Source organism: Neobacillus sp. S1115 (assembly GCF_055385565.1).
The window spans coordinates 1,846,917-1,868,018 of the sequence record NZ_AP038275.1 but is presented as its reverse complement, the minus strand read 5'-3'; the positions used below and the strand labels follow the sequence as shown (position 1 = coordinate 1,868,018).

Genomic DNA, 21,102 nt, shown 5'->3' with positions numbered 1-21,102 from the left:
TTTATTGGAATAAAGATAGAAGGTGTTCCGCACAATAATTGTTAGTTGGGACCTTCATATCAAATAGAATATTATGTGAATTTTCCCAGTCTTTTAATTAGCCTTTTGGGAGGGTTTTTTATGAAGAAGATTTTAGTGACAGCTGCCATTTTCTTATTATTAACGGGATGTAATACGAATCAAAATAACGAGACGGCAAAAAATCAACAAAATAAATTAGTAAATGTAAAAAATAGCTACATAGAAAGTGTAGACCGAAAAACGGGCCAGGAAATATCAAAGCGGTTGGTGGAACTGGCGACAAGCGTACCGAATGTAAATGATGCAACTGCCGTGGTAATAGGGCGTTACGCAATCGTTGGAATCGATGTAAATGCCAAAATTGACCGTTCTCAGGTGGGGACTATAAAATATTCCGTGGCAGAAAGCCTCAAAAAGGATCGGTATGGTGCCAATGCCATCGTTGTAGCAGATGCCGATACCACTGAGCGGCTCAAAGAAATTCAGGCGGATATAAACAACGGGCGTCCAATCAAAGGGATTATGGAGGAGCTAGCTGACGTTGCCGGGAGGTTAATGCCGGAAATACCTGGAGATTTAATAACCCCTAATCCGAAAAACGCAACGGAAGAACCCGATAAAAAGCTCCCTGCAAAACAAGAAAAACAGCTTGAAAAAGAGCAGGAAAAACAGTCTAATTATCATAAATGAGAAAAAAGCTTAGCTGTAGGCTAAGCTTTTCTTATTGCATCCATGACCTGCCTGTCCAATCTTTCAGCGGCATTTTTATCATAGGTTTTGTCATATTGGACTTCCTGAACAATTTTAGAGCCATAAAACATGACATCCCTTACTTCCTTAATTTTCACTTCAATAAGGGCCAGTTTTAACGGAACGTCTTTCAGTCTTTCTTCTTTTAAATTAGCTTCTCCCTGGATGGAGTATGTAGACTCATTTGCGATAATATTAATAACGACATGGTTATTTTTATTTATATTTTCAATGATTCTGGAACGGTTATCAACCGCAAAATAGATGATATTTTCATCTTTTGCAAGCACCCAGGATATAGCGCTGACATTTGGTCCACCTGTTTCATAATCAACGGTGGCCAGCGTAACAAATCTTTCTTTTTGCAATTCCTCATATAATGGTTTAATTAATTTTGGTTCGACTTGATTGACCATTTCTATTTTCAACTCCTTTTTCTTCATGCTGCCTTAAAACAGATATTCCCATATTACTACTATCTCTTTTTTTCTTCAACTAATACAACGTTCCCCTACAGACAGCCTTGATACTATAGTATAATAAGTAGTAACCAAGAAATATAAAGAGGTGCATAATGAGAGTTAAATGCGTGCTTTGTGATAAAATTGAAACGATTGATGACGAATCTCCAGAGGCAAAACGTTTAAGAAATCGTCCAATCCATACATATATGTGCGATCCATGTCAGGAACGTATAGCGAAAAAAACGAACGACCGGCTGGAAACCGGAAATTTCCGTTTTCTCAGGCCAAAATCAGATAGGGATGAATGGTAAAGAGGCTGACTTTTCCGGTCAGCCTCTTTTTTTAATCTGCAATAGGAAAGTTTTCGTATTTCTCTGGTTCTCTACTGATTTGGTCCAGCATAACTTCAATTAATTCCCGTGGGAAACGTGTTTTTTTACTATCTTCCCCCTGCTGATAGGCAACATAGTACATCACTTCATCGCGCGTAATTTCAACTTTGCTAATATGGTATTCATCCTTAAGCATTCGTTCGAAATGCTTTAAGGTATCTATCGCAGCCGTATCTTCCGGACGGGCATCACTTACTACTTTTATTGTCAGCCAATTATATAAAACATCCTGAACGGAATTCATCGTATCCCCCCATTACTTTGCCTCCGACTGCTGCTTTTTCGATTGATGCAGGCGGATTTTATATATGATTAAGATTAGCGCAGATACAGCTAACGCTTCGGCTACTGGCAATGCATAAGAAAGAATCAGCAAAACTAAGCATCCAATTACGAGACAAGTATAAATGACCACGTTTTTTAAAAGAGGCAGCTTCTTCGCATATCCCAATTTATATACAACGACAGCCAAAATCACGATATATATAAACTGTAGCCAAACAGCCGTTTTAACATCTGTAAGCTGCATGAAAAATCTTAGAGTGGGGGAGAATCCTTCCATTTAAATTGCACTCCTTTTATTAACTCATTTCAGCATATTTTTTCTTTTTAGCCAAACGTTCCCGTTCGTTTTTATCAAGAATTTTCTTACGAAGACGGATTGATTGTGGAGTCACTTCACAAAATTCATCGTCATTTAAATACTCCAAAGATTCCTCCAAGGTCAAGAGACGAGGCTTTTTAATAACAGAAGTCTGATCTTTATTGGCAGAGCGAACGTTTGTTGCCTGCTTAACCTTCGTAATATTAACTGTCAGGTCATTTTCACGAGTATGTTCCCCTACGATCATTCCTTCGTAAATTTCCGTTCCCGGCTCAACAAAAATGGTTCCGCGGTCTTCCACTTGCATAATACCATAAGTTGATGCTTTACCCGACTCCATTGAGACTAGAACACCTTGTCTTCTTCCGCCAACCTGACCCGTAGCCATTGGCTGGTAGCTGTCAAATGTATGATTGATGATTCCGTACCCTCTGGTCAGCGTCAAAAATTCTGTTGTGTAGCCAATTAAGCCGCGGGCAGGAACATTAAATATTAGCCGAACCTGACCTGTTCCATTATTAATCATATCAAGCATTTCACCTTTACGAGCTCCAAGAGATTCCATGACAGAACCGGTATGCTCCTCAGGAACATCAATTTGTACCCTCTCGATTGGCTCACAGCGTACTCCATCAATTTCCTTAACAATAACCTCTGGTTTGGATACTTGAAGCTCATATCCTTCACGGCGCATGTTTTCAATTAAGATGGAAAGGTGCAGTTCTCCGCGTCCGGAAACAATCCATGCATCTGGCGAGTCTGTATTTTCGACACGTAAGCTGACGTCTGTTTGCAATTGAGCTTGAAGTCTTTCCTCAATCTTTCTGGATGTTAAATATTTTCCTTCACGGCCGGCAAATGGGCTGTTATTGACAGCAAAAGTCATTTGCAGGGTTGGTTCATCAATCCTTAGCACTGGCAGGGCTTCCTGATTTTCTACTGGACAGACGGTTTCCCCGACATTAATATCCTCCATACCGGAAACAGCCACTAAGTCACCGGCAACCGCTTCTTGAACTTCCTCGCGCTTTAATCCAAAGAAACCAAATATTTTCGTTACCCTGAACTGTTTGACTGAGCCATCAAGCTTCATTAAAGCAACCTGTTGTCCCACTTTCATCGTTCCGCGGAAGACACGGCCAATACCAATTCTTCCTACATAGTCACTGTAATCCAGAAGGGCTACCTGAAATTGCAGCGGTTCCTCCCTGTTATCGACTGGTGAAGGAATATGTTCAATAATGGCTTCGTATAATGACTGCATATTTTCATCTTGTTTATCCGGAGTCAAACTTGCTGTTCCATTGATGCCTGATGCATAGATGACAGGAAATTCTAATTGTTCCTCATTGGCATCCAGTTCGATAAACAAGTCGATCACTTCATCTACAACCTCTGCTGGACGGGCAAAGTCACGGTCGATTTTATTTACCACCACGATTGGAGTCAGATTTTGTTCCAACGCCTTTTTTAACACAAATCTTGTTTGCGGCATTGTGCCTTCATATGCGTCCACCACGAGCAGAACACCATCGACCATTCTCATAATCCGTTCTACTTCCCCGCCGAAGTCAGCGTGTCCGGGAGTATCCAGGATGTTAATTCTTGTATCTTTATATTGAATAGCAGTATTTTTGGCAAGGATTGTAATGCCGCGCTCTCTTTCCAAATCATTGGAATCCATGGCTCGTTCATCAACATGCTCATTTGAACGAAACGTTCCTGCCTGTTTTAATAACTGGTCCACCAAAGTGGTTTTTCCGTGGTCAACGTGCGCAATAATTGCAATGTTTCTTATATTATCTCTTTTCTTCAAAGAAGTTCCATCTCCTGACTATTTTCGGGTAAAATCTATTTATAGTTTCATTTACAACTAAAACATTATACCATAATAGAAGTGGAAACTTAAAAGTATTTTATTGTAGAATGAAAAATAAAGTTTTGATAAAGGAGTAAAGATCATGAAAAATGTGAAATGGCCGTTCCTCATTTATGCAATCCTTGCCGCAGCATGCATTATGGGAATAGGTGTTGCTATAGCCGAAAAAAGCCTGTTAGGGATATTAGGATGTATTATTGCTGTTATCGTTATCATGGGACTTGGTTTTAAAACAAAAAAGAAAATGCGTGAAAACGGAACGTTATAAATGAAAACTCGCCGATTGGCGAGTCCGTTAGGACGGTTCATGAGGCGTTGTTGAATTTATACTTTCTTATTAGCTAAAAAAAAGAGGCTGACCTTATTAAGTCAGCTTCTTTACCATTTTCCGCCCTTTAAATATTCTTGAAGAATCGTTTGATGCAGTCCCGGCTTAGCAACAAAAAGGGAGTCTTGTGTAAGGTAATCCAGCTTCTCTCCCCTTAAATTAGTGACAACTCCACCAAGCTCCTTGATAATCACGGCCCCTGCTGCATAATCCCAGGGGGACAAACGCAGGGAGATATATGCGTCTACTCTGCCAGTAGCTACAAACACCATTTCTAAAGCCGCCGACCCATAGGATCTCGTCCCTCTTGCATCCCTAACTAATGGAATTAACAAATTATGGTCAATTCGGTGATTTTTCATTACCCATGTTGCGTTTAAGGCAATAATGGACTTTTTTACTGAAGTTTCGCTTAAATTCGCAATCGGAGTTTCATTCAGATAGGCTCCCTTGCCGGAAAAAGCATGGTACAATTCATCATGAACCACATCATAAACTAACCCAATTTTGCCAACACCGTCTTCATAGACCCCAATAGAAATCGCAAAATTCCTTTGCTGATGAATAAAGTTCATCGTTCCATCGATTGGATCAATCATCCAGACGATTCCCTCAAGGCTGTCCAATTTATCTCCGAACCCTTCTTCTCCCATGATTTTATGATGGGGGTAAGCCTCTTTTATTTTTTTGATAAAAAATTGTTCTGTTTCTTTATCGATATTTGTTACCAAATCATTGGCATTTGATTTGGTTTGGATACTTAAGCGCTGATTAAAGGATTTCCGAATACTCTCTCCTGCTTCGTTTACCCATTGTTTTGCCTGGGAATAAAGACTTTCCCAATTCATCCTTCTTCACTCCAATTTATCTTTATTTCTTGTGAGCTTTCGATGTATGTAGTATGAGATACGGAAAAAATTTCATGTATCTATAGCTTAATCAAAGATAAGCCAATCATCAACTTTTAGCGCCTTTATCCTTTATTCCTTTTTTTACTTTTATTAACTTTTTCCCAAACACAATAATAAACGAACTCCCCCGTCCACATTGGAGTTCGTTTAGATTATGAAAACTTTTCGTTTCATTCTATTTTGTATCCCCTTAAATTATTAATACAAATTTATTTTTATAAAGCTTTTAGCCGCATTAATTCCAAACGGATTCTTTCAAGCTTCTGTTTGCATTCTTTGATTTTTTTCTCGTCTTTTTCTTCAATCGCTTCAAATAAAACTGCTAATTCATAGTCCATTTCCAATCTTAGAACCGCTGCTTTTTGCTTTTCGCCAACTTTTTTAAGTGATGTATTCATCAACTGCTTCACCTTTTCTCCTCCCCCTAGGATTCATTTCGGTTTATTTTTTACTGTATAATATGAGGCATTTTGAAATGTTGGAACAAATATGTGCTTTAACCCAGATGCTGTTCATTTCATGTCTGTAAAGGCATTATGCTACAATGTTTTGGGAGTGGCTTATAGGAGGTATAGGGATGGATTTTAAAGGATTTACCGAAGAAGATTTTAATGTGTTTTTAGTCGAGGGATTGGAGAATAGAATGGAAGCCTTAAAAACCTCCATTCGTCCTAAATTAGAGCAATTGGGCCATCATTTCGCCCCAGCCTTGAATGTATTAACTGGTGATGAAATGTTTGTTCATATTGCCAAACATGCAAGGCGGACAGTTAATCCGCCAAAGGATACCTGGGTGGCTTTCGCCAATAATCCGCGCGGCTATAAAATGCTGCCTCATTTTCAAATCGGCTTATGGCATACCCATTTATTTATTTGGTTTGCGGTTATTTATGAAGCTCCACAGAAGGAAGTAATCGCAGAGCGTCTGTCAAAAAAATTGACCAAGATATATAAAGAAATACCAAAAGAATTTGCGTGGTCTGCTGATCATACGAAGCCTGATACTTTCTCACACAGGGAAATGTCAAAGGAAGAATTGAAAGGGCTAATCGACCGCTTACAAACAGTAAAAAAAGCAGAACTATTGTGTGGCTATACGATAGATAGAGAAGCTGCCATCGCGCTTGGCTCTGAAGGCTTGATAAATGAAATCGAAAATGTATTCCTAAAGGTTGCACCAATATATAAAATTGCTTGTAATTTGAAATAAACAAAGGAGACAGCTAATGTCTCCTTTGTTTATTTCATCATAATCCTCTCACCAGAAGAAGCTTCTTTTGCTTTTTTAATGGCCCGATAGGATGAATATCCGCTGATTTCTTCAAATTCACCGCAAACGGTCTTTTCCTCTGCTTTACTTGGGACAATTTCCTTAAATCTCCGGTAGACGGACATCAGCTGGTCGCGTTCAATTCCGGACTCATACGCTTTTTCAATGGCTTCAAAGAAATGAACGACATCAACAATTTCCTCTGTCGACCATCTGTAGTCTATTGGATACTGATATTCCATGTGATCACCTGCTGACTCTCTTTTATATTGTTTCTTATTCTTTCCACTTCCGGCGAATTTGTTCAGCTTCAAGGATAATCCGATCAAAAAGCTCGGCAGTAGATGGTACGTCTTTAATGAGTCCCATGACCTGGCCCGCCCAAGCGAAGCCTTTATCAACTTCACCATTATAAATGTACTGTTGATTAGCTTTTCCACTAATAAAATCCTTAAGCTCTTCATAACCGCCATGATTCTTTTCAATTTCAAGAATTCTATCTGTCCATGTGTTCGCAATTGCTCTTGCTGGTGCGCCGAGCGAGCGCTTAATCACCACTGTATCAGTTTCAGTGCCTTCAATCAATGCATTTTTATACACATCATTAGCATGAACACATTCCTTAGTGGCAATAAAACGAGTACCCATCTCTATTCCTTCAGCACCTAAACTGAGTGCGGCCATTAGCCCTCTGCCATCACCTATTCCGCCCGAAGCAATAACCGGTATTGACACTGAATCGACAACCTGAGGAATTAACACCATAGTACCTAGATCATCACGGCCGAGATGCCCTCCTCCTTCCTGCCCAACTACCATTACAGCATCAGCGCCAAGTTCCTCCGCCTTCACTGCCTGCCTTCTTGCAGCAACAAGGACAAGCTTTTTAATGGATGTACCCTTTAATTGTTCAAAAATAGGAGCCGGATTTCCGCCAGTCATAGAAATAACAGGTACCTCTTCATCAATAGCTACCTGCAAAAAGTCAGCAAAAGGCCTTCCGGTTTGTCCGATGGCAAAGTTCACTCCAAAAGGATTATCGGTTAATTCTCTAACCTTCTTAATTTCTTCTCTAAGAAGTTCAGGACTTGCCAAGGACATGGCCGTAATTTGCCCAAGGCCGCCACTATTGGATACGGCTGCGGCTAAATCAGAATAAGCTAAATACGCAAGCCCGCCTTGAATAATTGGATAGCGGATATTTAATATTTCTGTTACTCGTGTCTGCCAATTCATTTGAAAAATCACTCCTTAATTAATCGTTATTTGTTATTTCGTTTCAAACGGGTAAATTTCCTTTTCTTTTGGGAAACTAAATTTTATAAATCCATTCGGATAAAAATTTTCAGAATTCCTATGCAGACCACATATTTAATGCTATAATTCAATTTGTTTTTTTGAATTTTTATTTATAAGAGATCTTAATAAGAGGTGTGTATAAATTGTCCCAAAATCAAACACCGCTCTTTAGCGGTTTATTAGCACATGCCAATAGAAATCCAATTCAATTTCATATACCTGGACATAAAAAAGGAGCCGGTATGGATCCGGAATTCCGAGAGTTCATTGGTGAGAATGCTCTTTCCATTGACTTAATCAATATTGGACCGCTTGATGACCTCCATTCACCTAAAGGAATGATTAAGCAGGCCCAGGAATTGGCGGCAGAAGCTTTTGGCGCCGACCATACTTTCTTTTCAGTCCAAGGTACCAGCGGAGCCATTATGACAATGGTTATGGCAGTTTGCGGCCCTGGAGATAAAATCATTGTGCCACGAAATGTCCATAAATCAGTCATGTCGGCCATTGTCTTTTCAGGCGCAATTCCTGTATTTATCCATCCGGAAATTGACATGGAGCTGGGGATTTCCCATGGTATTACACCGGAATCAGTGGAAAAAGCACTTGAACAGCACCCTGATGCCAAAGGAGTATTAGTCATTAACCCTACTTACTTTGGAGTATCCGCCGACTTAAAAAGAATCGTGGAAATTGCCCACTCTTACGAAGTGCCTGTCCTTGTAGACGAGGCCCATGGAGTCCATATTCATTTCCATGAAGACCTTCCAATATCAGCCATGCAGGCAGGTGCGGATATGGCTGCAACCAGCGTCCATAAGCTTGGCGGTTCGATGACGCAAAGCTCCATCTTAAATGTTAAAGAAGGTCTTGTTTCGGTTAAACATGTTCAATCCATTCTCAGCATGCTTACGACAACATCCACTTCTTATTTATTATTGGCTTCGCTGGATGTTGCCAGGAAACAGCTGGTGATGAAAGGAAAAGAATTAATTGACAGAACGATTCGCCTTGCGCAGTCCATCCGTCAAAGAGTGAACGAAATAGAACATCTTTATTGCCCTGGTGAAGAAATTTTAGATTCCAAAGCCATATTTGATTATGACCCGACAAAACTGATTATTTCCGTCAAAGATTTAGGGCTTACTGGCTATGAAGTAGAAAAATGGCTCCGGGAAAAGCACAATATCGAAGTGGAAATGTCTGACCTTTACAACATCCTCTGTATCATTACTTTAGGAGATACGGAAAATGAAGGGGATATTTTAGTAACCGCCCTAAGGGAGCTTTCTAAAGAGTATGAGAATCATTCTGAAAAGATTGAGCCTGTTGAGGTTCTCCTTCCGGAAATTCCTTTGCTTGCCTTAACTCCGAGGGATGCGTTTTACTCTGAAACGGAAGTAGTAGCCCTGGAGAAATCTGAGGGCAGAATAATTGCTGAATTCATTATGGTGTATCCTCCAGGAATCCCAATTTTTATTCCTGGTGAGATTATTACGAAAGAAAACCTCCACTATATAAAGAAAAACTTGGAGGCCGGACTGCCTGTTCAAGGACCGGAGGACGATGAACTGAAAACAATCCGGGTTATTAAAGAATATAAGGCAATTCAATAGTAAATAAAAAATACAGGATTCCTAATGGAATCCTGTTTATTTTTAAGTAAATTATATTTATTTCACTTCTTTTTCCCCATGGCTTTCGCAGCAGCAGCCGCATTTTGAATAGAGAACCGTTACTTTTTCATCTTCAAAATGATCAATTGTTGAATTACAAGTTTGGCATACAATAGTACCCATGCTTATTAGTCCCCTTTTTTGTGGAATTATCACTAAATTGAAAGCGATTTACTATCCTTGAAATCATAATAATATATCACATTAAAAATTTCAAGCCTAATTGTATGTCACATTTAAAAAATAATAATTTAAATAGGAGTTAAAATTGTCCCAATAACAAACATTTTAGCTTCAAACTGTACAAATAAAGAAAAGTTTATAAATATACCTATTTAAGTTGTCATTATTTTTTATTCAATGCTAGAATAAAAGAGGTGATATTACAGGTATATAAGGGGGATAATGATGGCTTTAAATGCATATATAAAGCTCGTGCCTTCATCAGCGAAGCAAACGATTACAATCGAAGAAGTAAAGGATTTATTTCACTACTATAAAGACATTACAAGCAAAACTGGCGATCAGCTGAATTGGCAATTTGAGGATGCAGCACTACCTTATGAGATAAAAGAAACAGCTGAAGGAAAAGGAAACTGGTTTTATTTACATTCTGACCATGAACGTTACTTTGCCATTTTAATAGGTGTTGATAAAGAAACTGTCAAAACAGAAGAAGGCGGGGAATATGAGCAGACATATATTCAGGTTACCTTGCCGGAACAATCTACATACGGAGATAAAGGAAAAGCAAATGAATTTTGCAAATTCCTAGCCAAAAAGCTTCAAGGGGAATTGCACCTCTTTAACGAAAGAATTATGTACTTTTACCCAAGAAAATAAGCTCCCAAAGGGAGCTTCAACAGACTTGTTGAAAAGCTATTGAATGTTTTTTGACAATCCAAGCTCCTAAAAGGAGCTTTTTTTAATGTATATAACGTGCCATGGTGTAATGGATTGATGTATAGACCACTAGGCTTAATGTGGTAATAAAAAGTGTTTTGCGGAAAGAATTGGTGATTTTGTTGCCAATAATGAAAGCCAAATAAAAAAAGACGAAAAACATAATAACTTTGAATAGAAGCTGATCGTGTTTTGACAGCCATTCGATTAATGTATAGCCACTCCATATAATAAATTGCAGCATCATGACGATATAAACCCTCATCTTTGTCACCACGCAGTTACATTTATTAAAATAATTATATTATAGGAACAGCAAATTATTTGTAAAATTTTGCATTACTAACTGCAAATATTTGATTTTCCCCATAAAAAAGCCCCTTTCGTTTTATGTACGAAAGGGACTTTTTTTATTATTTAAGGATGTGAATTGGACTTCCTAGAGCTACTTCCGCTGCTTCCATAGTGATTTCACCAAGGGTTGGGTGGGCATGGATAGTCATAGCCAAATCTTCGGCAGTCATCCCTGCTTCAATCGCAAGACCAAGCTCAGCAATCATGTCAGATGCGTTTGCACCGGCAATTTGTGCACCGATTACAAGGCCGTCTTCTTTCCGCGTAACTAATCGTAAGAAACCATCACTTGAGTCAAGCGATAGAGCACGGCCATTTGCTGCAAATGGGAACTTAGCAACCGTTACTTCCATTCCTTCTTCCTTCGCCTGCGCTTCAGTATATCCAACTGCAGCCAACTCAGGCTCAGAGAATACAACGGCAGGAATTCCTAAATAATCAATTTCAGAAGGATGTCCCGAAATTGCCTCCGCCGCAATTTTAGCCTCGTATGATGCCTTGTGGGCTAATTGAGGGCCTGCCACGACATCACCAATAGCGTAAATATTGCTAATATTAGTTCGGCATTGTTTGTCGATTTCGATCAATCCGCGCTCAGATAATTTCACCCCAGCTTGTTCAAGACCCATTTCATCAGTATTCGGACGACGTCCAACCATCACGAAAACGTAATCGGCTTCGATTTTCTTTTCTTCACCTTTTGTTTCAAAGGTTACCACGACGCCGTTTTCTGTCTCTTCCACACCTTTAGCCAAAGCTTTCGTATAGAACTCCGCGCCTTTTTTCTTCATGTTGCGCTTAACCAAGGCCGCCATTTGCTTATCAAAAACACCCATGCCTAAAATTTCCTCGGCACCTTCCAAAATCGTCACCTGACTGCCAAAGTTTGCATAAGCACCGCCAAGTTCAATCCCGATAACACCGCCGCCAATCACGACAATTTTCTCAGGAATTTCGTTTAGATTAAGGGCACCAGTCGAATTTAGAACACGCTTTGAATATTTAAATGCCGGCAGTTCAATAGGACGGGAACCAGTTGCAATAATAGCATTATTAAAAGTATAAGTTTGAGCAGAATCTTCATTGATTACACGAAGAGTATTAGCATCCACAAAGTATGCTTCTCCGCGTACAATGTTCACTTTATTCCCTTTTAATAGGCCTTCAACACCGCCGGTTAATTTTTTTACAATACCAGCTTTAAATTTTTGAACCTTCGAGAAGTCAACCTTTACATTTTCAGCTGTAATCCCGAAGCCCTCGGAATGAAGGGCAGTTTCATAACGATGACCTGCGGCGATTAAAGCTTTTGAAGGAATACAGCCGACATTTAAACATACTCCGCCTACATATTCCTTTTCTACAATTGTTACCTTTTGTCCTAGTTGAGCAGCACGAATAGCTGCCACATACCCGCCAGGACCAGAGCCGATGACTATAGTTTCTGTTTCAATCGGAAAATCTCCAACTACCATTTTTCTTACGCCTCCATTAACAATAGTTCTGGATCGTTCAACAATCGCTTGATATGATTTAGTGCATTCTGAGCAGTTGCACCGTCAATCATTCGATGGTCGAAGCTTAAGCTGATGGCTAATACAGGGGCTGCAACAATTTCGCCATTTCTAACAATAGGTTTCTCGGCAATTCGGCCAATTCCTAAAATAGCCACTTCAGGATGGTTAATGACTGGAGTAAACCATTGGCCTCCAGCAGAACCGATATTGCTAATTGTGCATGAGCCGCCTTTCATTTCATCAGGAGCTAGCTTTCCGCTTCTAGCCTTGTCAGCCAATTCATTAATTTCTTGTGAGATTGAGAAAACTGATTTACGGTCTGCATCCTTAACAACCGGAACTAATAGACCTTTTTCAGTATCAGCAGCAATACCAATATTGAAGTAGTGCTTATGAACTATTTCCCCAGCAGCATCGTCAATCGATGTATTAAAAACAGGGTATTCACGCAATGCACTTGTTAAAGCTTTTACGACATATGGAAGGAAGGTTAACTTGATGCCTTTCTGAGCAGCAACTTCCTTGAATTTTTTACGGTGGGCAACAAGCTTTGTTACATCTACTTCATCCATTAATGTAACATGTGGAGCAGTATGTTTGGAATTGACCATCGCTTTCGCAATTGCTTTGCGGATTCCGCTTAACTTCTCGCGGGTTTCCGGATATTGCCCTTGCGGAATTTGTACAGCAGCTTTAGGTGCTTCAACCGTTTCAGCAGATTCAGCTGCAGGTGCTGCTGCTTGAGGTGCAGCTGCTTGTGCACCACCGTTTAAGAATGCATCAATATTTTCTTTAAGAACCCGGCCATTTTTACCTGTTCCAGCGACTAAACTGATTTCTACACCTTTATCACGTGCATATTTACGCACAGATGGCATAGCAATAATGCGTCTATTAGGATCCACATCAGCCTGCGGTTGTGCGGCTGCAGCTTCTTGAGGCTGTGCAGCAGGCTGAGATGACGCTTCTGCAGGTTTCGTATCTGTAGAAGGTGCCGGCTGAGGAGCTGCTTGTGCTTCTGGCTGCGGCTGTTCTTCCGCATGGTCTCCTTTAAATTGTAAGTCTTCATATCCCGGTGCATCAAAAGTTACCAAAACTTGTCCTACTGTTGCTACCGTTCCTTCACCAACTAATACTTCAAGTACTGTTCCTTCAACAGGGGAAGGAATTTCAACTACAGCTTTATCGTTTTGAATTTCACAAAGGACATCATCTTCTTTTACCTGATCTCCAGGTTTGATGAACCATTTAACAATTTCCCCTTCGTGAATACCTTCACCGATGTCAGGCATTTTAAATTGAAATGACACTGGTATTCATCCTCCTATTTCGCTTGTGGTTTGCTTTTAGTATTAAGGACAATAGGGAAACAGTTAAGCCCTATTTCCCTTTTCATTAAAATGTTAATACTTTTTTAGCTGTTTCAATTACGTCTTTGTAATTTGGAAGCCAAACAGCCTCGGCTTGTGAGAAAGGATAAATAGTATCCGGCGCAGCGACACGCAGTACTGGTGCTTCCAGGCTTAAAATTGCACGGTCATTGATTTCAGCCACTACAGTAGCAGCAACACCTGCCATTTTTTGTGCTTCTTGAACGACAATCGCACGGCCCGTTTTTTCAACAGATGCAATAATCGTGTCGATATCAAGCGGGCTGATTGTACGTAAGTCGACTACTTCTACAGAATGTCCTTCCTTCGCTAACTCATCTGCCGCTTTTAAAGATTCGTGCACCATTGCACCATAAGTAATAATAGATAAATCAGTACCTTCACGTTTTACATCAGCTTTACCAAGCGGAATAGTATACTCTTCCTCTGGCACCTCTTGGCGGAAAGCACGATAAAGCTTCAAATGCTCAAGGAAAATGACAGGGTCATTATCACGGATTGCTGAAAGCAATAATCCTTTCGCATCGTATGGTGTAGAAGGGACAACCACTTTTAACCCTGGGGTTTGTGCCATCAAACCTTCTAAACTGTCAGAGTGAAGCTCTGGAGTGTGTACGCCGCCGCCAAATGGAGAACGTACAGTAATCGGCATATGATAACGCCCACCTGAACGGTAGCGCATACGGGACATTTGTCCAGCAATTGAATCCATTACCTCGAATACAAAGCCAAAGAATTGAATTTCCGGGATAGGGCGGAAACCTGTCATTGCAAGACCAATTGACAACCCGCCGATTCCTGATTCAGCAAGCGGAGTGTCAAATACACGATCCTCGCCGAATTCTTTCTGAAGACCTTCGGTAGCACGGAATACACCGCCGTTTACACCGACGTCTTCTCCGAATACTAAAGTTTGAGGGTCATTTTTCAATTCTGTACGAAGTGCATCAGTAATTGCTTGAATCATTGTCATTTGAGCCATGACTTACTTCGACTCCTTTGCTTGATAAATTTCATTTTGTTCTTTTAAATTAACCGGCATTTCCTCAAACATGATGGATATTAAATCGGTAACCTTTTGTTTAGGAGTCGAATCCGCCTTTTTAATTGCCTCTTTAATATCTTCTTTTGCTTGTTCAATTACTTCATTTTCTTTTTCTTCACTCCATAAACCTTTCTTCTCAAGGAATTTACGGAAACGGACAAGCGGGTCTTTCTTTTCCCATTCATTATCAAGGTCAGCAGTACGGTAACGTGTTGGATCGTCACCAGCCATCGTATGTGGCCCATAACGATAGGTTAATGTTTCAATTAAGGTTGGTCCTTCGCCATTGATGGCACGATCACGAGCATCCTTTACGGCAGCATATACTGCAAGAGGGTCCATTCCATCGACTTGGATACCAGGGATTCCAGCAGCCATCGCTTTCTGAGCAATTGTTTTTGCTGCAGATTGCTTTTCAACTGGAGTGGAAATCGCAAATCGGTTGTTTTGAACTATGAAAATAGCTGGCGCCTTGAATGCACCTGCAAAGTTAATTCCTTCATAGAAGTCCCCTTGGGACGCGCCGCCATCACCTGTATAGGTAATCGCAACAGCCTTCGTGCCGCTCTTTTTAAGTCCTAATGCCACACCTGCTGTCTGCACATATTGGGCACCAATAATAATTTGTGGAGATAAAACATTAACTCCCTCAGGAATTTGGTTGCCATGAAAATGTCCACGTGAAAACAAGAATGCTTGGTAAAGTGGCAGTCCGTGCCAAATTAACTGAGGAACATCCCGATACCCAGGTAAAATATAATCTTCTTTTTCTAGAGCAAATTGAGATGCCAACTGGGATGCTTCCTGTCCTGCGGTTGGTGCATAGAAGCCCAAACGGCCCTGACGATTTAGGGAAATGGATCTCTGGTCTAAAATTCTTGTGTACACCATCCGCCGCATAAGTTCCTGCAGCTGCTCGTCTGTTAATGCTGGCATTGCGCCTTCATTAACAACTTCCCCTTCTTCATTTAAGATTTGGAATGTTTTAAACTGTTCTTCTGCTGCTTGGAGTGACTTAACTGCATCCAACGGCATATTTTTGGTTTGAGAAGCCATCGTGGTCACATCTTCCTTTCATTATTTAAATACTTATAATTAAAATAAAATCCACTACGTTAGGTTACCCAAAAAAGCTGGAAAATAGGGTATTCCAAATTTTTTCAAATAAAAATTCTAAACCTAACTGCCAAATATAATCTGTATTAATATCTCCAACAGAAAATATAATACAACATATCATTCCATAACCGAGTTTACACCATCCAATCTGAAGCGTCAAATCCTTTACACCATAATTTTTCAACACATCCATATTATTTATTTTTCACCCATTCTAATAACCTGTATTAACTTGCAATTCACATCTGTTATATAAAAAACAACATTTATCTGGAGTTGTTATAATATAGAAAAAAGCCAGCCTTGTTTTTGGCTGACTTTTTATAATGTCATTTATTAGATGATTTTATTCCTGCCTGTTTATAGAACGAAAGCTTTGTCGCATTGTATTCCTCCGTTAACTTGTTAAAACTTTCGTTTGCGGCAAGAACGTTTTTATACGTCTCATTTACTTTCATAACTTGGGCTTCCAGAGCATCTAGCGGGAGCTCTTTGTTTTTAAACATTTCATACAATTCTTTATCATTTTTTAATGCCTCGGAATAATTACTGTACAAGACATCATGAGCCCTATACCTTTGCATCATAATATCATACAGTTCATTTGCTAATTTCTTTTGTTCCGGGTCTTTTAACTGATCCTTTATTTTTTTCACTTTTTGAAATTCTTTTTCAGACTCTTTTAAGCTGTTTGTTTCTTTTTCCAAAAGCTCTTTTCTTTTATCCGCTGAGTCTAACGCCTCATCGGATAGCTTTACAATTTGCTCATATTCCTTCATTCCTAGTTTTATGATTTGGTCATAAAGGTCTTTTTCTTTCTTTTCAAGAGAAACAAGTGGTTCCTGTTGTTCTTCAAACCCTTTCTCTTTTGCTACAACCTTTTCTAGGACATCATACATTTCCTTCGTGGGATCTTTTTCACTTGTGCAGCCCGATAATATCAAAATAAGAGCGAAAATAAACAGAGCATACCGTTTTCTTTTCATCTTAAAGCACCTTACTTTCCTTCTTATCACCCTCTACTATATCTTTACTTTGTTTATTTGACAACATACCCTTTTGTCGAGAAGTAAAGAACCATCACCGTTAACAAATCCCAAAATGTTTGATAGACTAATGAGTACATATGATTTTATTCGAACATAGGAGTGAAGGTTATGTTAAAGATGGATGATATCATTCGTGATGGACATCCCACTTTAAGGATGGCAGCAGCAGAGGTTTCCATGCCGCCAAGTGATGAGGATAAACAGATTCTTGCGAGTCTGTTAGAATATGTTATCAACAGTCAGGACCCTGAAATAGCGCAAAAATATGGTCTGCGGCCTGGGATAGGACTTGCAGCACCGCAAATAAATGTATCCAAACGGATGATTGCTGTTCACTGCACAGATGACAAGGGACAACTTATCAGTTATGCTCTATTTAACCCCAAAATCATCAGTCATTCTGTTGAAAAAACCTATTTACAAACAGGCGAAGGCTGTCTATCGGTTGATGAATCGATTCCGGGCTTTGTGCCGCGGTATGCCCGTGTCACTGTAAAAGGAACAAGTCTAACTGGCGAGGAAATTAAAATCCGCTTAAAAGGTCTGCCTGCTATTTGTTTTCAACATGAAATCGACCATTTAAATGGCATTATGTTTTATGATCATATTGATAAAAAGGACCCTTTTAAGCCAATTGAAGGGGCCAGCGCGATTGAACGATGATGAGGCTGTTTTAAGGACAGCCTCTTTTTTATGTCTGCTTCCCCCTTATTCCATCTTTATCCATGAAAAATTCAGCCATTTCACCATATAATAATAGTAAAAAAAGGCTCTTTCAAAAAATTTCAATTATCTGCCATCACCACCTTTACATTGGACAAGGATTGTTTAAAATAAGAAGTAAGGAGATGATCCACTATGTTAAAGAAGCTAAAAAAGAAGCTTTTAAAACAGTGGAAAGAATTACTCAGAAAAAAATCGATTGCCTAAACTTTTCGAGCCCTTCAAAGTTGCGAAGGGCTCCTTCGTTATTGTAAATTAAATGAAAACTAGCCGATTGGCGAGTCCGTTAGGACGAAGACAGAGGCGTAGTTGAATTTATGCGTTAAGAAGTTATAACATTTGAGAAAATGTTATAACTTCTTATTAGCGATTAAAACATGCATTTTTACATACATTTCATAATGAAACTAAGTTTTCCACTGAAAATAATGAAAAAGATGAAAATGTTTTATATAATAGAAAAAGTCATGATGAATTAAGGAGCGAGAATAATGTTATTTAAGGTCTATTTTCAAGAAAGCATTAACGAAGTCCCAGTTAGAGAAAATACAAAAACCATTTTCGTTGAAGGTGAATCAAAACGGGATGTTCTTTCAAAAATTGCGGAACGAAAATTTAATGTGGAATATGTTCAAGAGGTCCAAGGAGCCTATTTAGAATATGAGCAGCAAAACGAAAACTTTAAAGTATTGGAGATTTGATAATTTATGAAATTTGTAAAAAACGATCAAGCAGCTGTTTTTGCCCTGGGGGGATTGGGTGAAATAGGCAAAAACACGTACGGGGTACAATTCCAAGATGAAATTATCTTAATTGATGCTGGAATTAAATTTCCCGAGGATGAATTATTGGGAATAGATTACGTCATTCCTGATTACAGTTATTTAGTTAAAAATGAAGATAAAATTAAGGGCTTATTCGTCACCCACGGCCATGAAGACCACATAGGCGGCATTCCTTATTTATTGCGCGAAGTCAATATTCCGATTTATGGAGGGAAGCTGGCGCTTGGGTTAATTAAAAATAAGCTGGAAGAGCATGGTCTACTGCGGAATGCTAAATTAATCGAAATTAAAGAAGATGATGTGATTAAGTTCCGGAAAACATCGGTTACCTTTTTCCGGACAACCCATAGTATCCCAGACTCCTATGGCATTGTCGTAAAAACGCCTCCGGGCCAGATCGTCCACACAGGTGATTTTAAATTTGACTTCACACCGGTCGGAGAACCAGCAAATTTAACAAAAATGGCGGAAATCGGCAAAGAAGGCGTGCTTTGTTTATTATCTGATAGTACCAATAGTGAAATTCCTGATTTCACTATGTCGGAACGTCGGGTTGGTGAAAGCATCGATGATATTTTCCGCAAGGTAGACGGACGAATCATTTTTGCTACTTTTGCTTCCAATATTCATAGACTTCAGCAGGTAACAGAAGCAGCCGTTACCTACGGCCGCAAAGTTGCTGTATTTGGACGGAGCATGGAAGCAGCGATTAATATCGGTCTTGATTTAGGCTATATTAGGGCACCGAAAGATACCTTCGTTGATGCTGGTCAGATTAATCGCCTGCCGGCTGATAAAGTAACCATCCTTTGCACAGGAAGCCAAGGGGAGCCAATGGCTGCGTTATCGAGAATCGCTAACGGTACACATAGACAAATTCAAATTATTCCTGGAGATACTGTGGTCTTTTCCTCATCTCCTATTCCTGGAAACACTATCAGTGTCTCAAGAACAATCAATAGTTTGTTTAGAGCGGGTGCCGAGGTAATCCACGGTAAATTAAGTAATATTCACACATCCGGTCATGGCGGACAAGAAGAACAAAAGTTAATGCTCCGATTAATCAAGCCGAAATTCTTTATGCCTATTCATGGCGAATATAGGATGCAAAGAATGCATGCTAAACTTGCCGTTGATTGCGGCGTGCAAGAAGAAAATTGTTTCATTATGGACAATGGCGAAGTCCTTGCATTATCAGAAAATACAGCCCAGGTTGCCGGAAAGATTCCATCTGGGAATGTATATATTGATGGAAGCGGTGTGGGCGATATTGGCAATATCGTTTTAAGAGACAGAAGAATTTTATCTGAAGAGGGCTTAGTAGTTGTTGTTGTCAGCATAAACATGAAGGAATTTAAAATTGCTTCCGGTCCAGATTTAATTTCACGTGGATTTGTTTATATGCGTGAGTCAGGGGACCTAATCAATGATGCACAAAATTTAATTACCAAGCATCTTAACAAGATAATGGAGCGGAAAACAAGCCAATGGTCAGAAATTAAAAATGAAATTACCGATACGCTGGCTCCATTCCTATATGAAAAAACAAAGAGAAGACCAATGATTTTACCAATTATTATGGAAGTATAAAAAAAGGAACCGCTAGGCGGTTCCTCAGGCTGTCGAAAACTTTCGATAGCCTTTTATTATGCTTTTTTTAATAATTCAGCGCGTTTTCAACAAGTCTGTTGATTAGAGTGGAGGGCACTCGACTCCTGCGGGAAATAGAGGTCGCTGGAGACCCCGCAGGCGCTTTTAGCGCCGAGGAGGCTCCAGGACCTCCCCGCGGAAAGCGAGTGCCCGGAACGAAAATCAACAGGCCTAGTTGCAGTGGCAATAAATATAGATTTAGACAAAATAAAAAAGGAACCGCAGTTCCTTTTTCTATTCCATCACTTTATGTTCAAACCGGTCTATATCATTGTCAGTGCCAATCACAATCAGTACGTCATTGACATTGATCATCTCTCCTGCTTGAGGAGAAACAATGATATCCTCTCCTCTTTTGATGGCCACAATATTCAAACCGTATTTTTTCCGGATATCCAGATCCATAATGGTGTGGCCGCCAATTTTACCGTTTGCGACGATTTCTACGATACTATGTTCATCTGATAACTCAAGATAATCTACAACATTACTAGAGGTCATATTATGGGCGATTCTCCGCCCCATATCCCGTTCAGGATGAACAACATGGTCTGCGCCGATTTTTCTTAAAACCTTTTCGTGATAATCATTCTGCGCCTTTGCGGTTACGCGGCTTACTCCTAATTCTTTTAGAATTAAAGTGGTTAAAATACTTGATTGAATATCATCGCCAATGGCGACAATGACATGGTCAAAATTACGAATCCCTAAACTTTTTAAGACTGTTTCATCGGTTGAGTCGCCGACTACCGCATGTGATGCAATCATCGAAAATTCATTGACCCGTTCCTCGTTTACGTCAATTGCCAATACTTCCATTCCCTCATCTGTTAAGGTCCGGCAGATACTGCCGCCAAATCGGCCAAGACCAATGACAGCAAAACTTTTCTTCACAAACAATTCCCCCAGGAAATTCAATTAGATAACTGGTATTATTTTAACATCCATCATAATTTTTATATAGAGCGAGAT

At 39.7% G+C, this 21,102-nt stretch carries 26 protein-coding genes; 9 read left to right on the top strand and 17 right to left on the bottom strand.

Annotated elements, in window-relative coordinates:
* Window positions 1-120 precede the first annotated feature (120 nt).
* Entirely contained in the window at window positions 121-711 is a 591-nt protein-coding gene (locus tag ACZ5B7_RS09195) for a YhcN/YlaJ family sporulation lipoprotein (protein ID WP_423801605.1), read from the top strand.
* A gap of 20 nt (window positions 712-731) precedes the next feature.
* On the opposite strand, the gene ACZ5B7_RS09190 is transcribed toward ACZ5B7_RS09195, so the two are convergent.
* Window positions 732-1,187, bottom strand: coding sequence for a pyridoxamine 5'-phosphate oxidase family protein (locus tag ACZ5B7_RS09190; RefSeq protein WP_213116466.1), 456 nt, complete (start codon window positions 1,185-1,187; stop codon window positions 732-734).
* Window positions 1,188-1,345: 158 nt separating this feature from the next.
* Between ACZ5B7_RS09190 and ACZ5B7_RS09185 the strand changes: the two genes are divergently transcribed.
* Entirely contained in the window at window positions 1,346-1,546 is a 201-nt protein-coding gene (locus tag ACZ5B7_RS09185; RefSeq protein ID WP_213116467.1) for a YlaI family protein, read from the top strand.
* 31 nt (window positions 1,547-1,577) lie between these two features.
* On the opposite strand, the gene ACZ5B7_RS09180 is transcribed toward ACZ5B7_RS09185, so the two are convergent.
* The 3 genes from ACZ5B7_RS09180 to typA are packed head-to-tail and all read right to left on the bottom strand — an operon-like array spanning window position 1,578 to window position 4,047.
* Entirely contained in the window at window positions 1,578-1,871 is a 294-nt protein-coding gene (locus ACZ5B7_RS09180) for a hypothetical protein (RefSeq protein ID WP_423801604.1), read from the bottom strand.
* Between the two features lie 12 nt (window positions 1,872-1,883).
* Window positions 1,884-2,189, bottom strand: a complete 306-nt coding sequence (locus ACZ5B7_RS09175) for a YlaH-like family protein (RefSeq protein WP_213116469.1) — start codon at window positions 2,187-2,189, stop codon at window positions 1,884-1,886.
* Window positions 2,190-2,208: 19 nt separating this feature from the next.
* A complete protein-coding gene (typA, locus tag ACZ5B7_RS09170) occupies window positions 2,209-4,047 on the bottom strand; it encodes a translational GTPase TypA (RefSeq protein WP_423801603.1) in 1,839 nt (612 codons plus the stop codon).
* A gap of 145 nt (window positions 4,048-4,192) precedes the next feature.
* Here typA and ACZ5B7_RS09165 point away from each other — a divergent pair, with 145 nt between their 5' ends.
* Complete coding sequence (locus ACZ5B7_RS09165) at window positions 4,193-4,378, top strand: YlaF family protein (protein ID WP_423801602.1); 186 nt, start codon at window positions 4,193-4,195, stop codon at window positions 4,376-4,378.
* Window positions 4,379-4,488: 110 nt separating this feature from the next.
* Here the strand turns inward: ACZ5B7_RS09165 and ACZ5B7_RS09160 are convergent, their stop codons facing one another.
* Window positions 4,489-5,286: an inositol monophosphatase family protein gene (locus ACZ5B7_RS09160; protein WP_423801601.1), complete on the bottom strand. Its 798-nt coding sequence runs from the start codon at window positions 5,284-5,286 to the stop codon at window positions 4,489-4,491.
* Window positions 5,287-5,564: 278 nt separating this feature from the next.
* Window positions 5,565-5,759: a hypothetical protein gene (locus ACZ5B7_RS09155; RefSeq protein WP_213140884.1), complete on the bottom strand. Its 195-nt coding sequence runs from the start codon at window positions 5,757-5,759 to the stop codon at window positions 5,565-5,567.
* A 167-nt stretch (window positions 5,760-5,926) separates the two neighbouring features.
* On the opposite strand from ACZ5B7_RS09155, the gene ACZ5B7_RS09150 reads away from it, so the two are divergent.
* A complete protein-coding gene (locus ACZ5B7_RS09150) occupies window positions 5,927-6,559 on the top strand; it encodes a YktB family protein (protein WP_464493514.1) in 633 nt (210 codons plus the stop codon).
* Between the two features lie 29 nt (window positions 6,560-6,588).
* On the opposite strand, the gene ACZ5B7_RS09145 is transcribed toward ACZ5B7_RS09150, so the two are convergent.
* Entirely contained in the window at window positions 6,589-6,861 is a 273-nt protein-coding gene (locus ACZ5B7_RS09145; protein ID WP_423801599.1) for a UPF0223 family protein, read from the bottom strand.
* A gap of 34 nt (window positions 6,862-6,895) precedes the next feature.
* Window positions 6,896-7,855, bottom strand: coding sequence for an NAD(P)H-dependent flavin oxidoreductase (locus ACZ5B7_RS09140; protein ID WP_464493513.1), 960 nt, complete (start codon window positions 7,853-7,855; stop codon window positions 6,896-6,898).
* A 206-nt stretch (window positions 7,856-8,061) separates the two neighbouring features.
* Between ACZ5B7_RS09140 and ACZ5B7_RS09135 the strand changes: the two genes are divergently transcribed.
* Window positions 8,062-9,534: an aminotransferase class I/II-fold pyridoxal phosphate-dependent enzyme gene (locus ACZ5B7_RS09135; RefSeq protein ID WP_464493512.1), complete on the top strand. Its 1,473-nt coding sequence runs from the start codon at window positions 8,062-8,064 to the stop codon at window positions 9,532-9,534.
* Window positions 9,535-9,591: 57 nt separating this feature from the next.
* Here ACZ5B7_RS09135 and ACZ5B7_RS09130 read toward each other — a convergent pair whose 3' ends face one another.
* Window positions 9,592-9,717, bottom strand: coding sequence for a GapA-binding peptide SR1P (locus ACZ5B7_RS09130; RefSeq protein ID WP_213116478.1), 126 nt, complete (start codon window positions 9,715-9,717; stop codon window positions 9,592-9,594).
* Between the two features lie 285 nt (window positions 9,718-10,002).
* On the opposite strand from ACZ5B7_RS09130, the gene ACZ5B7_RS09125 reads away from it, so the two are divergent.
* Window positions 10,003-10,437: a DUF1885 family protein gene (locus ACZ5B7_RS09125; RefSeq protein ID WP_213141312.1), complete on the top strand. Its 435-nt coding sequence runs from the start codon at window positions 10,003-10,005 to the stop codon at window positions 10,435-10,437.
* 82 nt (window positions 10,438-10,519) lie between these two features.
* Here the strand turns inward: ACZ5B7_RS09125 and ACZ5B7_RS09120 are convergent, their stop codons facing one another.
* The 7 genes from ACZ5B7_RS09120 to ACZ5B7_RS09090 all read right to left on the bottom strand — a co-directional run bounded on the left by ACZ5B7_RS09120 (window position 10,520) and on the right by ACZ5B7_RS09090 (window position 16,909).
* Window positions 10,520-10,762 carry a hypothetical protein gene (locus ACZ5B7_RS09120; protein ID WP_213116480.1) on the bottom strand — a complete coding sequence of 81 codons (243 nt, stop codon included), beginning with the start codon at window positions 10,760-10,762 and terminating at the stop codon, window positions 10,520-10,522.
* A 148-nt stretch (window positions 10,763-10,910) separates the two neighbouring features.
* Window positions 10,911-12,326, bottom strand: a complete 1,416-nt coding sequence (gene lpdA, locus ACZ5B7_RS09115) for a dihydrolipoyl dehydrogenase (RefSeq protein ID WP_464493511.1) — start codon at window positions 12,324-12,326, stop codon at window positions 10,911-10,913.
* A gap of 5 nt (window positions 12,327-12,331) precedes the next feature.
* A complete protein-coding gene (locus tag ACZ5B7_RS09110; protein WP_423801597.1) occupies window positions 12,332-13,678 on the bottom strand; it encodes a dihydrolipoamide acetyltransferase family protein in 1,347 nt (448 codons plus the stop codon).
* Window positions 13,679-13,763: 85 nt separating this feature from the next.
* Window positions 13,764-14,741 (bottom strand): alpha-ketoacid dehydrogenase subunit beta, encoded by a 978-nt coding sequence (locus ACZ5B7_RS09105; protein WP_423801596.1) that lies wholly within the window; start codon window positions 14,739-14,741, stop codon window positions 13,764-13,766.
* Window positions 14,742-14,744: 3 nt separating this feature from the next.
* Complete coding sequence (pdhA, locus tag ACZ5B7_RS09100) at window positions 14,745-15,860, bottom strand: pyruvate dehydrogenase (acetyl-transferring) E1 component subunit alpha (protein ID WP_423801595.1); 1,116 nt, start codon at window positions 15,858-15,860, stop codon at window positions 14,745-14,747.
* A 64-nt stretch (window positions 15,861-15,924) separates the two neighbouring features.
* On the bottom strand, window positions 15,925-16,116 hold the full coding sequence (locus ACZ5B7_RS09095) for a hypothetical protein (protein ID WP_464493510.1): 192 nt from the start codon (window positions 16,114-16,116) through the stop codon (window positions 15,925-15,927).
* Between the two features lie 136 nt (window positions 16,117-16,252).
* Window positions 16,253-16,909: a YkyA family protein gene (locus ACZ5B7_RS09090; protein ID WP_423801594.1), complete on the bottom strand. Its 657-nt coding sequence runs from the start codon at window positions 16,907-16,909 to the stop codon at window positions 16,253-16,255.
* A gap of 171 nt (window positions 16,910-17,080) precedes the next feature.
* On the opposite strand from ACZ5B7_RS09090, the gene def reads away from it, so the two are divergent.
* The 3 genes from def to rnjA all read left to right on the top strand — a co-directional run bounded on the left by def (window position 17,081) and on the right by rnjA (window position 20,070).
* On the top strand, window positions 17,081-17,635 hold the full coding sequence (gene def / locus ACZ5B7_RS09085) for a peptide deformylase (RefSeq protein WP_464493509.1): 555 nt from the start codon (window positions 17,081-17,083) through the stop codon (window positions 17,633-17,635).
* Between the two features lie 551 nt (window positions 17,636-18,186).
* Window positions 18,187-18,396, top strand: a complete 210-nt coding sequence (locus ACZ5B7_RS09080; RefSeq protein ID WP_213140896.1) for a DNA-dependent RNA polymerase subunit epsilon — start codon at window positions 18,187-18,189, stop codon at window positions 18,394-18,396.
* Window positions 18,397-18,402: 6 nt separating this feature from the next.
* Window positions 18,403-20,070, top strand: a complete 1,668-nt coding sequence (gene rnjA, locus ACZ5B7_RS09075; RefSeq protein WP_213140897.1) for a ribonuclease J1 — start codon at window positions 18,403-18,405, stop codon at window positions 20,068-20,070.
* Between the two features lie 294 nt (window positions 20,071-20,364).
* Here the strand turns inward: rnjA and ACZ5B7_RS09070 are convergent, their stop codons facing one another.
* Window positions 20,365-21,024 (bottom strand): potassium channel family protein, encoded by a 660-nt coding sequence (locus ACZ5B7_RS09070; RefSeq protein ID WP_213116489.1) that lies wholly within the window; start codon window positions 21,022-21,024, stop codon window positions 20,365-20,367.
* Window positions 21,025-21,102: the final 78 nt, after the last annotated feature.